Genomic DNA, 12,834 nt, shown 5'->3' on the forward strand with positions numbered 1-12,834 from the left:
TTTTATTCAAGGCACAGCGGTGCGGCGGGAGCGGTTAAAGCGAGTCGTTGAACTGGGGTTCGGGTAAACCTTGAACGCCGGGGTTGAGGGCGAATACGCCGCCGGCCAGGGACTGTTCGTCATGGTCGTCAGCGGGGCGGATCGAGGTCACGAACAGCGTGTCGAGCCGGCTGCCACCGAAGGCGCACATGGTCGGTTTCTTCACCGGCACGGGGAGGGAACGTTCCAGTCGGCCATCGGGGGTGAAACGGTGAATCAGCCCGGCGTCGTTGGCGCAGATCCAGTAGCAACCTTCGGCATCCACGGCGGCGCCATCGGGGCGGCCAAGGAAGTGATGCATGTCGACGAACAGTCGACGGTTGGACGGCGTACCGCTGTGGATGTCGTAATCGAAGGCCCAGATCTGCTGCACGTTCGGGTGCGAGTCCGAGAGGTACATCGTCTTGCCGTCCGGGCTGAAGCCCAGGCCATTGGGCACGATAAAATCGCCGAGTCGGGCGGCGAGTGGTCCGGGTTGCCCGGCGCTGTAGCGATAGAGCCGGCCGTCAGCGGCGTTGGCGCCCATGTTCAGCACCATGCTGCCGGCCCAGAACCGCCCCTGACGATCACAGCGGCCATCGTTCAGGCGCATGTCGGGGCGGGTGTGATCGACGTGGGCCAGCAGTTCGCTGTCGAGGCTGCCATCGTTGTGCGGATGCAGGTGAAACAATCCGCTTTCCATGCCGGCGATCCAGCCACCGGCGCTGTGACGGGCGATGCAGGCGAGCATTTGCGGGGCTTTCCAGACGTGAACGTGCCCGCTGTCGGCACTCCAGCGCTGCAACCTTCCGGCCGGAATATCGACCCAGTACAGGGCGTTTTCCTCGGGGACCCACACCGGACTTTCACCGACCGCATTGCGGGCATCGACAATCAATTCGGCTTGCATGGCAACTCATTCCCTTGGGTTGTGATGGGGGAGGGCTCAGTCGCCGAACGGCCCGGCCGCGACAAAGGCACCGCCCTGATAGACCCTGGCCGGATCATCCTCGGTGGGCATCGGCTGGGCTTCGACTGTTTCGCGGAACACTTCGGACGTGTCTTGCGGCGCATAACCCAGGTGCGCGGCGAAACGGTTGTCCCACCAGACGTGCTGGTTGTCGGACATGCCATACACCACGGTGTGGCCGACATCCGGGGTGTACAGCGCGCGTTCGAGCAGCTGGGTCAGGTCGCCGAAGCTCAGCCAGGTGCTCATCATTCGACGGTTTTGCGGTTCCGGGAACGAGGAGCCGATGCGGATGCTGACAGTCTCGATGCCATGGCGATCGAAGTAGAAACTGGCCATGTCTTCGCCGTAGGACTTGGACAAGCCGTAGTAGCCGTCCGGGCGGCGAGGGGAGTGGGCGTCGAGGGTTTCGTCCTGCTTGTAGAAGCCAATGACGTGGTTGGAACTGGCGAAGATCACCCGCTTCACGCCGTGACGGCGGGCCGCTTCGTAGATATGGAACACCCCGCAGATATTGGCACCGAGGATCTCTTCGAACGGACGCTCCACCGACACGCCGCCGAAGTGCAGGATCGCGTCCACGCCTTCGACCAGCTGATGCACCGCTTGCTTGTCGGCGAGGTCGCAAGGCACGACTTCCTCGCGGTCATCGATGGCCGGCGTCATGGCGGCGATGTCCGACAGGCGGATCACGTTGGCGTATGGCCGCAGGCGTTCGCGCAGGACTTTACCGAGGCCACCGGCGGCGCCGGTCAGGAGCAGGCGATTGAAAGGCGCACGGACTGGGGGTGTGGTCGTCATGAAAGTCCCTGTACATGAAGTTGTTATTGGTTTGTTGTAGGTTGTCGTATGACTTGGCGAAGTATTGGTAGGCTTTCCGGTGCTTGTCAACGACAGGTTCGTGGAAATTGACGGAGGGTCATTCCACATTGCAGGCGACCGAGTGCTGAAATAGATCGCCGTGATGGTGACCTATCAATGAGCCGGATAACCGCCCGGCCAAGGGTGGGTTATACGATGACTTGCCGAAGGATGCAGCCCCGGCAAGGGCTGCGTTCACCTGAGTCAGTGGTTATACGCTGCCTCGGTGTTATCGATCAGCGGGTTCTTTTCGGTCAGCACGATATGGGCGATCTGATCCTTGCGCATGAAGCTGACCTTCGGATGGGACTTGGCGTAACGGATAAAGCGCTCCACCGCCTCGACCATCGCCGGGGTGCCACCGATGCGGTCATGCAGACTCACCGACATCATCCGCCGCTGGCTGGCGCCTTCGGCGTACAGGCGGTCGAATTCCAGCACCAATTGCCGGTAGAACTGCTGCGCCGAGAAGTGCCGGCCTTCGATCAGCACGATGTCGTTGTTGCGCAGGGTGTAAGGCACCACGGCGAATTTCTTGCCACGGACCAGGGTCACAAACGGCTCATCACGGCTGACGTCGTCGATGTGATAGGTGAAGTTCAGGTCCTGCAGCACTTTCAGGGTATTGGGGCTGCGCCGCAGCCAATTGGCGTTGTAGCCCACCGAGCGCTGGCCGGTGAGTTTCTGCACCGCCTCGACGCCGTCGCCGATGAAGGCCTTCTCTTGCTCGTAGCTCATGTTGTAAGAGTCGGCCCAGCGCATGCCATGGGCGGCGACTTCATGGCCACGGTCGGCGATCGCCCGCACCAGTTCGGGGTGTTTCAACGCCGCTTCGCCCACCACATGGGACGTGACCTTGATGCCGTTGCGGTCCCACAGGTCGAGCATCCGCCACAGGCCTTCCTTGTAGCCGTAGTCGAACCAGGTCTGTGCCGGCAAGTCCGGATAACCCTTGGGCAGCGGAGTGCCGGAGAACGGACTTTCGGCACCGTCGGGCTGGCCCCCGGTTTCGAATTGCATGGAGAACGAAATCACCAGTTGCGAGCCATCCGGCCACGGGCGTTCCTGGGCGAACGCGAGGGACGGCAGCAGGAGGGCGGCGGCCAGCAGATTTTTCAGCAGGCGGGGGGAGCGTTGCCAACGGGCAGTGGTCATAGGGGGCACCTTTTGAGTTGAACAGTGCCGTGAGGGTGTCATTCGGATTGCCCCGGAAAAATCCGCTACGGGCGAGAAGACTTTTAAACAGAATTTACGAATCCCGCCGAACACACAGTCCAGCGTGGGTGTGTTTCCCCCGTGATTTTCCGGCAAACTGACAACACTCCTTGAACCCAGGCCATCGAATGGATCACTACACCCCGCGCGACTGGCAGCCCCACGAACGGCCCAGCCTGCCCGGATCGCCCTCGACGCCGTTGCACTCCAACCCCAAGCGGCTGGCCTATGCGCTGGTGGGGGTGTTGGTGGCATTGACCGGTGGTCTCGGCAACTCGCTGGTGGTCGCCAACCTGCCGTATCTGCAAGGCGCGCTGGGCGCGACCACGGCCGAGATGGCCTGGCTGCCGGCGGCTTACGTCATGACCAACGTGTCGATGAACCTGCTGCTGGTGAAGTTTCGTCAGCAGTTCGGCCTGCGGGCGTTCACCGAAGTGTTCCTGATGCTTTATGCGCTGGTGACCTTCGGCCATCTGTTCGTCAACGACCTGAGTTCGGCGATCGCCGTGCGGGCGGCCCACGGCATGGTCGGCGCGGCGTTGAGTTCGTTGGGCCTGTATTACATGATCCAGGCCTTCCCGGCGAAATGGCGGATGAAGGCGCTGGTATTGGGCCTCGGCACCTCGCAACTGGCGTTGCCCCTCGCGCGGTTGTTCTCCGAAGACCTGCTGCAGATCGCCGAATGGCGCGGGCTGTACCTGTTCGAACTGGGCATGGCGCTGTTGTCCCTGGGCTGCGTGTTTCTGCTGAAACTGCCGCCGGGTGACCGCTTCAAGACCTTCGAAAAACTCGACTTCCTGACCTTCGCCATCCTCGCCACCGGCGTGGCCTTGCTCTGCGCGGTGTTGTCTTTGGGGCGGATCGACTGGTGGCTGGAAGCGCAGTGGATCGGCGTGGCGTCGGCGGTTTCGATCGTGTTGATCCTCACGGGCCTGGCCATCGAGCACAATCGCAGCAACCCGATGCTGATGACCCGCTGGCTCGGTAGCGGGGCGATGATTCGCCTGGCCCTGGCGGTGATCCTGATTCGCATGGTGACGTCGGAACAGTCCACCGGCGCGGTGGGGTTCATGCAGACGCTGAACATGAGCAGTCAACAGCTGCACAGCCTGTATGTGGTGATGTTGATCGGCAGTATCGCCGGCCTGGTCACCAGCGCCCTGACCATCGACCCCAAGCACCTGATCATGCCGCTGAACATTTCCCTGGCGCTGATGGCAGTCGGTTCGGTGATGGACAGTTATTCGAACAACCTGACCCGCCCGGAAAGCCTGTATTTCAGTCAGTTTCTGCTGGCCTTCGGCGGGACGTTCTTCCTCGGGCCGACCATGGTCTTCGGCATGCGTAACGTGCTGTCCAGCCCGCGCAACCTGGTGAGTTTCTCGGTGCTGTTCGGTATCTGCCAGAACCTCGGCGGCTTGATCGGCGCGGCACTGCTGGGGACGTTCCAGATCGCGCGCGAGAAGTTTCATTCCAGTCACATCGTCGAGCAGCTGACGTTGCTCGACCCGCGTGTGGCGGCGCGGGTCCAGAGCGGCGGCAACGCGGTCGGCTCGATAATTGCCGACCCGAGCCTGCGCAACCTGCAGGGCATCCGTAGCCTGGCCGCTGCCGCCACTCGCGAGGCTAATGTCCTGGCCTATAACGATGTGTTCATGCTGATTGCCGTGATCGCGGTGCTGACCATGATCTGGATTTCCATTCGTGCCCTGTGGCTGATGAGCACTACCCAAGCCGTTGCCCCGGCGCCTGCCACTCCAACCAAACAATCCAGCGGTGCCACTTCTTCATGACCGAACCGACCACCACGACCACTAACACTATTGCCGCCACCCCCGAAGGCGTGACGCCGCCATCCTCGCCGGGCTCCGAACCGCGCTCGCTGGGGGTGCGGATCATCTCGTCCCTGGGCTTTGCGGCGATTGCTCTCGTCGGTGTACTGATCGTGTTGTACGCCTGGCAACTGCCACCGTTCAGCAGCGCGGTCGAGACCACGGAAAACGCCCTGGTGCGCGGGCAGGTGACGATCATCGGCCCGCAACTCAGCGGTTACGTGTACGAAGTGCCAGTGCAGGATTTTCAGTTCGTGAAGGCCGGCGATTTGCTGGTGCGCCTCGACGACCGCATCTACAAGCAACGTCTCGATCAATCCCTGGCACAACTGGCGGTGCAGAAAGCCGCGCTGGCCAACGTGGTGCAGCAACGCAACAGCGCCGAAGCGACCATCAAATTGCGTCAGGCCGCCGTCGCCGACGCCCAGGCACAGTTGCGCAAAAGTGAAGCGGACTTGCGCCGCAACAAAGAGCTGGTCGGTGATGGCTCGGTGTCGAAACGCGAGCTGGACGTGACCCTGGCCGCCAACGCCCAGACCGTTGCCGCCGTGGCGCAAGCCCAGGCCAATCTGGACATCGCCCGCCAGGATCTGCAAACGGTGATCGTCAATCGCGGCTCGCTGGAAGCGGCGGTAGCCAGTGCTGAAGCGGCGGTGCAACTGGCGCGCATCGACCTGTCGAACACCCGCGTGGTGGCGCCGCGCGACGGTCAACTCGGGCAGATCGGCGTGCGCCTTGGCGCCTACGTCAACTCCGGGGCGCAGTTGATGGCGTTGGTGCCGAACCAGTTGTGGGTGATCGCCAACATGAAGGAAACCCAGATGGACAACGTGCGGGTCGGTCAGCCGGTGAGCTTCACCGTCGATGCGCTGAACCACCAGAAATTCCACGGGCGGGTGCAACGGATTTCACCGGCCACAGGCTCCGAGTTCAGTCTGCTGCAGGCTGACAATGCCACTGGCAACTTCGTCAAGATTGCCCAGCGAGTGCCGGTGCGGATCAGCGTCGATGCCGATCAGGAACAGAGCGAACGGCTGCGGCCGGGGATGTCGGTGGTGGTGAGTATTGATACTGCTGCCGCGGGTGATCCCAATAATCCATGACCACCGCAAAAACCTGTGGGAGGTGTGTTTCAGGCAATGGTCATCGGGGGCAGGGTGCCCAGCAGTGACACCGCCGCCACCGCGCCGATCCCCAGTAACCATTCCAGCACAACGCTGGCACGCAGCAGGCCCGGGCGCTGTTGGCAATCCTCGATCCGCAACCGATTGAACAGCGCCAACCCCAGCATCGCGATCACCAGCACAACCTTGATCAACAGAATCAGCGCAAACCCGGACAGCAATGGCGTCGGCCAGAACACGCCGGTCAGTACGCGCACGTTGATCAGGCCGGTCATCACCAACCCCGCCACCAACGTGTAACCGATCCCGCTGAAGCGTTGCAGTATTGCGCTCAAGGGATGATCGTCCGGTTGGCGCAGGATCATCACCAGCAACATCAGCCCGCCGAGCCAGGCGCCGACGCACGTCAGGTGAACAATCTGGTTGAGGATTAACAGTTGGCCTTGCAGGCCATCGAGCATGGCGCCATGACCGACCGGGGCCAGGGTTGCCAGCAGCAGGCTGGAAAGACCGACACGCAGGGCCACGCTGGAACGCCAGGGCGTCAACAGCACTGCCATGAGCAACAGATTGAGCAGCAGATGCCAGCGCCATACCTGACCGAAAAAGGTATTGCTCAGCACCAGGCCTAGCGTCGCCGGGTCGAATGCCGCCTGCGGGGAACTGGCCATGCTGGCGGTGATCAGCAGCAACCAGCCGACGCCGCTGAGCAACGCCACCACGCTGAGCCAGCGGGTCGCTCGCGCCAGGGCCGGATCCAGCCCCTTCGTTGCACGACCCAATAGCAAAGGCCTGAACACCCAGGCCCCGAACAGCATCAGCACCATGGTGAAATGCAGGAAGCGGCACAGCACCAGCGCCTCGGTCATGAATTACTGACCCACCTTGAAGCGGTAGGCGCCTTCACTTTTATGGGTGTCGACCGACACGGCGTGCCATTCGACCTTGTAATCGCCAGCGGCCAACGGCGCTGCCGGGGTGACGATCAGGGTTTTCTTGTCGCTGCTTTCAGTGGCCAGGTTTTTCACCGGCACGGCGGCACCGTCCTTGCTGATCGTCACTTTGCTGAACGATGCTTCAACCCCTTCGGAAAACACCAGGCGCAGTTCCGTAGGCGCGCTCACTGTGCTGTCGGCCGCCGGGGTCTGGCTTTTCAGATGGGCGTGGGCAAACACCGATGAGGCGGCGAACAGCGAGCCGAGCAGGGCGGTGGTGGTCAGGGCGTTCTTGAGCAGCATCGTGAAGACCTCAGCGGCAGGTTCAAAGTGGCGGGCAGTTTACCTGCCGCTGGGCCTCTGTACGAAGTTTCGTTTTCCCCTGTCGCCGCGACGTAGAGCGGATGCTAGTCTTGAGCAACGCTGTTGTCAGGGAGCCCTCATGGGCAATCACAAGATAGAGATTCGTCGCAGTAACGTCGAAAAAATCCTGTTGGCGGCCGAAAAGGTCTTCGCCGAAAAAGGCTTCGGCAGCACCGCCATGGCCGACATCGCCGCCGAAGTGCAACTGCCGCGCTCCAATCTGCATTACTACTTCAGCACCAAGAGCGAGCTGTACAGCGCGGTGCTCCTGGGTTTGCTGGAGGTCTGGAAGCAGGACGCCCTGTGCTTCGAGATGTTCGACGACCCGCGGGTGGTGCTCAGCAGCTATATCCGCGCCAAGATGAACCATTCCCGCAGCCGGCCGTACGGTTCGAAAGTCTGGGCCAACGAAATCATCCACGGCGCACCGACCCTCGGTGAGAAGCTCGACGCGAGCCTGTACGACTGGGCCAAGATGAAGGAAGCGAAAATTCGCCAGTGGGTGGAAGACAAACGCATCCTGCCGGTGGAGCCTTCCAGCCTGTTGTACATGATCTGGGCCTCGACCCAGCACTACGCCGACTTCGATCATCAGGTGAACATCCTGAATGATCATCAGCCGTTGTCGGACATGCAGTTCGAACGGGCGGTGCAGACGGTGACCAGTGTGATCTTGCGCGGGATCGGGTTGGAGCCGTAACCCGATCGTTCCCACGCAGAGCGTGGGAATGATCGGCGATCAAACCACAACGTGATACGGATTGCGGGGATCATGGTTCCAATCCAGAAACGGCTTGCCCGTATCCACCGGCACCATCTCGATGCAATCCTGCACCGGGCAGGTGATCTGGCACAGGTTGCAGCCCACGCACTCCTCATCGATCACTTGATATTTATGCGTGCCATCGGCCTGTTTGAGGCTGGCAATCGCCTGGTGCGAGGTGTCTTCGCAAGCGATGTGGCAGCGACCGCAACCGATGCACGCCTCCTGATCGATTTTCGCAATCACCTGATAGTTGATGTCCAGGTACTTCCAGTCCGTGGTATTGCCCACCGCACGCCCGGAAAAGTCCGACACGCTGGCGTAGCCCTGACTGTCCATCCAGCGTGACAAACCGTCCTTCATCTCCTCGACAATCCGGAAGCCATGCAACATCGCCGCCGTGCACACCTGCACCGAGCCGCTGCCCAAGGCAATGAATTCCGCCGCATCGCGCCAGCTGCCAATGCCGCCTATACCGCTGATGGGCAAGCCCTGGGTCTGCGGGTCGCGGGCGATTTCGGCGACCATGTTCAATGCAATCGGCTTCACCGCCGAGCCGCAATAACCGCCGTGGGTGCTTTGGCTGCCGACGGCGGGGTTGGCGACCATGCGTTCCAGGTTGACGCTGGTGATCGAGTTGATGGTGTTGATCAACGACACCGCATCGGCTCCGCCACGGTGCGCGGCGCGGGCGGCGACGCGGATGTCGGTGATGTTCGGCGTGAGTTTGACGATCACCGGCAATGAGCAATAGGTCTTGCACCAGCGGGTGACCTGCTCGACGTATTCCGGCACCTGGCCGACCGCCGCGCCCATGCCCCGTTCCGGCATGCCGTGAGGGCAGCCGAAATTCAGTTCGATGCCATCGGCTCCGGTGGCTTCCACCAGCGGCAGGATGTTTTTCCACGACTCTTCGACGCAGGGCACCATCAGCGACACGATCAGCGCGCGGTCCGGCCAGTCCTTTTTGACCTGGGTGATTTCCCGCAGGTTGATCTCCAGCGAGCGGTCGGTGATCAGCTCGATGTTGTTGAAGCCCATCACTTCACGGTTAGCCCCGAAGTGCGCCGAGTAGCGTGACGACACGTTGACCGCCGCCGGGTCTTCCCCCAGGGTTTTCCAGACCACGCCTCCCCAGCCGGCCTCGAACGCGCGGACCACGTTGTAGGCTTTGTCGGTCGGCGGCGCGGAAGCGAGCCAGAACGGGTTAGGGGCCTTGATGCCGGCGAAGACTATCGAGAGATCGGCCATTTACGCAGCCTCCACGTTGAGCATGAGTTGAGCGTTGATCGCCTCGGCGGCCAGCTTGCCGTGCTGCACGGCTTGCACGGTGAGGTCCTGATCGAGGCTGGTGCAGTCGCCACCGGCATACACGCCGGGAATGCTGGTGCGCAGCTGTTCATCGACGAGGATGCGATCGCCCTGACGCTTGAGCTCACGGGCCAGCGGATCGGCGAGGGCGCTGGCGTCGAACGCCTGGCCGATGGCTTTGAAGATCGCGTCGGCGGCCAGTTCGAAAGTTTCGCCGGTGGTTTGCAGGCGACCTTCCACCAGGCGGGTGCGGGCGAAGCGCATGCCGCGCACGTTGCCTTGGTTGTCTAGCAATACCTCTTCGGGTTGCGCCCAGGTCAACAGCCGCACCTGATTGGCCTTGGCGATGTCCTGTTCGTGAGCAGTGGCGCCCATGTCGGCGACGCCACGGCGGTACACCAGATTGACGTCCCGGGCACCGAGGCGGGCCATTTGCACGGCCATGTCGATGGCGGTGTTGCCGGCGCCAAGGACGATGCAGCGATCGGCAAGCGGCAGCTGCGTCAGGTCATCGGCCTGGCGCAGTTCGCGGATGTAGTCGGTGGCGGGGAGCAGGCCGGGGGCCTCTTCGTTGGGCAGGCCCAATTGTTTGCTGGCGTTGAGACCCAGGCCGAGGAATACCGCGTCGAATTGCTGATGCAGTTCACTGAGGGTCAGGTTGTCGCCGAGCTTGTGCCCGTGGCGAATCTCGATCCCGCCAATCCCCATCAGGAACTCAAGCTCCTTCTGCGCGTAATCGTCCACCAGCTTGTACTTGGCGATCCCGTATTCATTGAGGCCGCCAGCCTTTTCCCGTGCCTCGAAAATCACCACGTCATGGCCGTGCATGGCGCTGCGGTGCGCGCAGGACAAACCGGCCGGGCCTGCACCCACCACGGCGATACGCTTGCCGGTGGCGGCGGCGCGCTGGAACGGGTGTTCGCTGAAGTGTGCGTTGTCCACGGCATAGCGTTGCAACAGGCCGATCAGCACCGGTGCGCATTCCTGGGCATTGTTGCGCACGCAGGCTTGCTCGCAGAGGATCTCCGTCGGACAGACCCGGGCGCAACTGCCACCGAGGATGTTGGCCGAGAGGATTTTCTGCGCCGCGCCCTGCAGGTTTTCCTGATGGATATTGCGGATGAACGACGGAATATCGATGTCGCTCGGGCATGCGTTCACGCACGGGGCGTCGTAGCAATACAGGCAGCGCGAGGCTTCCAGGTGCGCCTGACGGTCGTTGAGTGGCGGTGCCAGGTCGGTGAAGTGGCCAGCGAGGGTGGCCGCGTCCTCATGGGGATGCGGGAGGTGGTTCAGGGTCTTGATCACGGTGTCGGCCTCACGGTTATTGAGGTACTGCCTCTGGCGGGCATTGGTTTTTGTGTTGTCAGGACTGCCGTCTTCGCGAGCAAGCCCGCTCCCACATCTGGAATGCGTTCCCCTGTGGGAGCGGGCTTGCTCGCGAAGGCCGAAGGCCTCGATTTCAGCGTTTCACAGCAACTGGCTTGTGTTGCTCAGCCCGCTTGCTCAGCAAATCAAACACCGCCGGATACGCCGGCCGTTCGATATACCGCCCGGCGCCACGCTCGGCGCGCAAATCACCATCGGCCCACACCACTCGGCCCTGGCTGACGGTGTGGCTCGGTACGCCGCGCACGGTCTTGCCTTCGAAGATGTTGAAGTCGACCTGCTGGTGATGGGTCTTGGCCGATATCGTCCGGGTGCCTTCCGGGTCCCAGAGCACCAGATCGGCATCGGCCCCCACACGGATCGCGCCCTTGCGCGGATAGAGGTTGAAGATCTTCGCGGTGTTGGTGGAGGTGAGGGCAACGAAGTGCTGCATCGACAAGCGCCCGGTGTTCACCCCTTCATCCCAGAGCACCGCCATGCGGTCTTCGATCCCGGCGGTGCCGTTGGGGATCTTGCTGAAGTCGTCACGGCCGGCGGCTTTTTGCTCGGCGCAGAAGCAGCAGTGGTCGGTGGCGGTGGTGTGCAGGTTGCCCGCTTGCAGGCCATGCCAAAGGGCTTCTTGATGGCCGCGAGGACGGAAGGGCGGGCTCATTACGTAACCGGCGGCGGTTTGCCAGTCCGGGTGTTGGTAAACGCTGTCGTCCAGCAGCAGATGCCCGGCCAGCACTTCGCCGTAAACCGGTTGGCCCTTGGCGCGGGCATAGGTGATTTCGTCGAGGGCTTCCTTGGTCGAGACGTGGACCAGGTACAGCGGCGTGCCCAACGTTTCGGCGATGCGGATCGCCCGGCTCGCGGCTTCACCTTCCACCTGCGAAGGCCGCGACAGCGGATGCGCTTCCGGCCCGGTGATGCCCTGGGCCATCAACTTGCGTTGCAGGTGATAGACCAGCTCGCCGTTTTCCGCGTGCACGGTCGGCACCGCGCCTAATTCCAGGCAGCGCTCGAAACTCGCCACCAGGGTGTCGTCGGCGGCCATGATCGCGTTCTTGTAAGCCATGAAATGCTTGAAGCTGTTGACCCCATGCTGGCTGACCAGCTCGGCCATTTCCTCGCGAACCTGCTCGCTCCACCAGGTGATGGCGACGTGAAAGCCGTAATCCGACGCCGACTTCTCGGCCCAGCCGCGCCATTGATGAAACGCCTCCATCAACGATTGCTGGGGGTTGGGAATCACGAAGTCGATGATCGAGGTGGTGCCGCCGGCAAGCCCCGCCGCGGTGCCGCTGAAGAAGTCTTCGCTGGCCACCGTGCCCATGAAGGGCAGCTGCATATGAGTGTGCGGGTCGATGCCGCCGGGCATCAGGTATTGGCCGCTGCCGTCGAGCACTTGCGCATCGGCGGGAACATCGAGGTTTTCACCGATGGCTTTGATCACGCCATCGGCGCAATAGACGTCGGCGCGATAACTTTCATCATGGGTAATAACGGTGGCGCCACGGATCAACAGAGACATTCCGAGTTCCTCGCAGGCATGACCGACTGATGCCGGTTCTAAATGTTTTATATGAAGCCGACGCAAACAGGTGTATTCCTGTCAGCGCTGTCAGGAATAGAAACTAGTCTGAGTTTATGGAATGAGCAAGAATATTTTTTATAAGCTTATGACTGTTTTAACTGATTGATAAATAAAGATTTAAATTGAAAATCACCAAAATGGTGAGGCCTCTCACCATTTTGACGCACTTGACAGGTTCTAAAAATAGACGAGATTTTCTATGTGAAATCAGCCGCTTGAGGATGGTCTATGGTTGATGCGCAACCATTTAAAAAAAGATCGACGCACCAGATTGAGTCCTGACTGTTCGGACAAATTGCCTGGCATTCGGCCTGAGTGACATGGCAACTGACCGGGGACTCGTTAGTTGGATAAATAAAGCTGATTAACATCAGTTGGTTAGCGAAGTTTTATGGCACTGCCCGAGGCGCAAGCGGGGCACCCGGCACGTTTATTGATGCCGCCGCTGGCACCGTGGCCGGTCCGTAAAAGTTGTCA

At 61.6% G+C, this 12,834-nt stretch carries 11 protein-coding genes; 3 read left to right on the forward strand and 8 right to left on the reverse strand.

The annotated features are described in order from the left end of the window. Positions 1 to 34: 34 nt before the first annotated feature. From PSH69_RS13330 to PSH69_RS13340, 3 genes are all read right to left on the reverse strand, one after another. Positions 35 to 928: an SMP-30/gluconolactonase/LRE family protein gene (locus tag PSH69_RS13330; RefSeq protein WP_305412429.1), complete on the reverse strand. Its 894-nt coding sequence runs from the start codon at positions 926 to 928 to the stop codon at positions 35 to 37. A 36-nt stretch (positions 929 to 964) separates the two neighbouring features. Next, on the reverse strand, positions 965 to 1,789 hold the full coding sequence (locus PSH69_RS13335; RefSeq protein WP_305412431.1) for an NAD(P)-dependent oxidoreductase: 825 nt from the start codon (positions 1,787 to 1,789) through the stop codon (positions 965 to 967). Between the two features lie 264 nt (positions 1,790 to 2,053). Beyond that, on the reverse strand, positions 2,054 to 3,004 hold the full coding sequence (locus tag PSH69_RS13340) for a polysaccharide deacetylase family protein (protein ID WP_305412433.1): 951 nt from the start codon (positions 3,002 to 3,004) through the stop codon (positions 2,054 to 2,056). 188 nt (positions 3,005 to 3,192) lie between these two features. Here PSH69_RS13340 and PSH69_RS13345 point away from each other — a divergent pair, with 188 nt between their 5' ends. Both PSH69_RS13345 and PSH69_RS13350 read left to right on the forward strand, forming a co-directional pair. Continuing rightward, positions 3,193 to 4,857: an MFS transporter gene (locus tag PSH69_RS13345; protein ID WP_305412435.1), complete on the forward strand. Its 1,665-nt coding sequence runs from the start codon at positions 3,193 to 3,195 to the stop codon at positions 4,855 to 4,857. Beyond that, positions 4,854 to 5,999: an HlyD family secretion protein gene (locus PSH69_RS13350; RefSeq protein ID WP_138867751.1), complete on the forward strand. Its 1,146-nt coding sequence runs from the start codon at positions 4,854 to 4,856 to the stop codon at positions 5,997 to 5,999. The genes PSH69_RS13345 and PSH69_RS13350 overlap by 4 nt, the downstream gene beginning before the upstream one ends. 29 nt (positions 6,000 to 6,028) lie before the next feature. Here PSH69_RS13350 and copD read toward each other — a convergent pair whose 3' ends face one another. Then, positions 6,029 to 6,889 (reverse strand): copper homeostasis membrane protein CopD, encoded by an 861-nt coding sequence (gene copD / locus PSH69_RS13355; RefSeq protein ID WP_305412436.1) that lies wholly within the window; start codon positions 6,887 to 6,889, stop codon positions 6,029 to 6,031. A 3-nt stretch (positions 6,890 to 6,892) separates the two neighbouring features. Further along, on the reverse strand, positions 6,893 to 7,258 hold the full coding sequence (gene copC / locus PSH69_RS13360) for a copper homeostasis periplasmic binding protein CopC (RefSeq protein WP_305412437.1): 366 nt from the start codon (positions 7,256 to 7,258) through the stop codon (positions 6,893 to 6,895). Positions 7,259 to 7,397: 139 nt separating this feature from the next. Here copC and PSH69_RS13365 point away from each other — a divergent pair, with 139 nt between their 5' ends. After that, entirely contained in the window at positions 7,398 to 8,018 is a 621-nt protein-coding gene (locus PSH69_RS13365; RefSeq protein ID WP_007937670.1) for a TetR/AcrR family transcriptional regulator, read from the forward strand. 39 nt (positions 8,019 to 8,057) lie between these two features. Here PSH69_RS13365 and preA read toward each other — a convergent pair whose 3' ends face one another. The 3 genes from preA to hydA all read right to left on the reverse strand — a co-directional run bounded on the left by preA (position 8,058) and on the right by hydA (position 12,294). Continuing rightward, positions 8,058 to 9,332 carry an NAD-dependent dihydropyrimidine dehydrogenase subunit PreA gene (preA, locus tag PSH69_RS13370; RefSeq protein WP_019579384.1) on the reverse strand — a complete coding sequence of 425 codons (1,275 nt, stop codon included), beginning with the start codon at positions 9,330 to 9,332 and terminating at the stop codon, positions 8,058 to 8,060. Continuing rightward, a complete protein-coding gene (locus tag PSH69_RS13375) occupies positions 9,333 to 10,700 on the reverse strand; it encodes an NAD(P)-dependent oxidoreductase (RefSeq protein ID WP_305412439.1) in 1,368 nt (455 codons plus the stop codon). 154 nt (positions 10,701 to 10,854) lie between these two features. Then, a complete protein-coding gene (hydA, locus tag PSH69_RS13380; RefSeq protein ID WP_105345489.1) occupies positions 10,855 to 12,294 on the reverse strand; it encodes a dihydropyrimidinase in 1,440 nt (479 codons plus the stop codon). Positions 12,295 to 12,834: the final 540 nt, after the last annotated feature.

Source organism: Pseudomonas sp. FP1740 (genome assembly GCF_030687165.1).
Lineage (GTDB): Bacteria > Pseudomonadota > Gammaproteobacteria > Pseudomonadales > Pseudomonadaceae > Aquipseudomonas.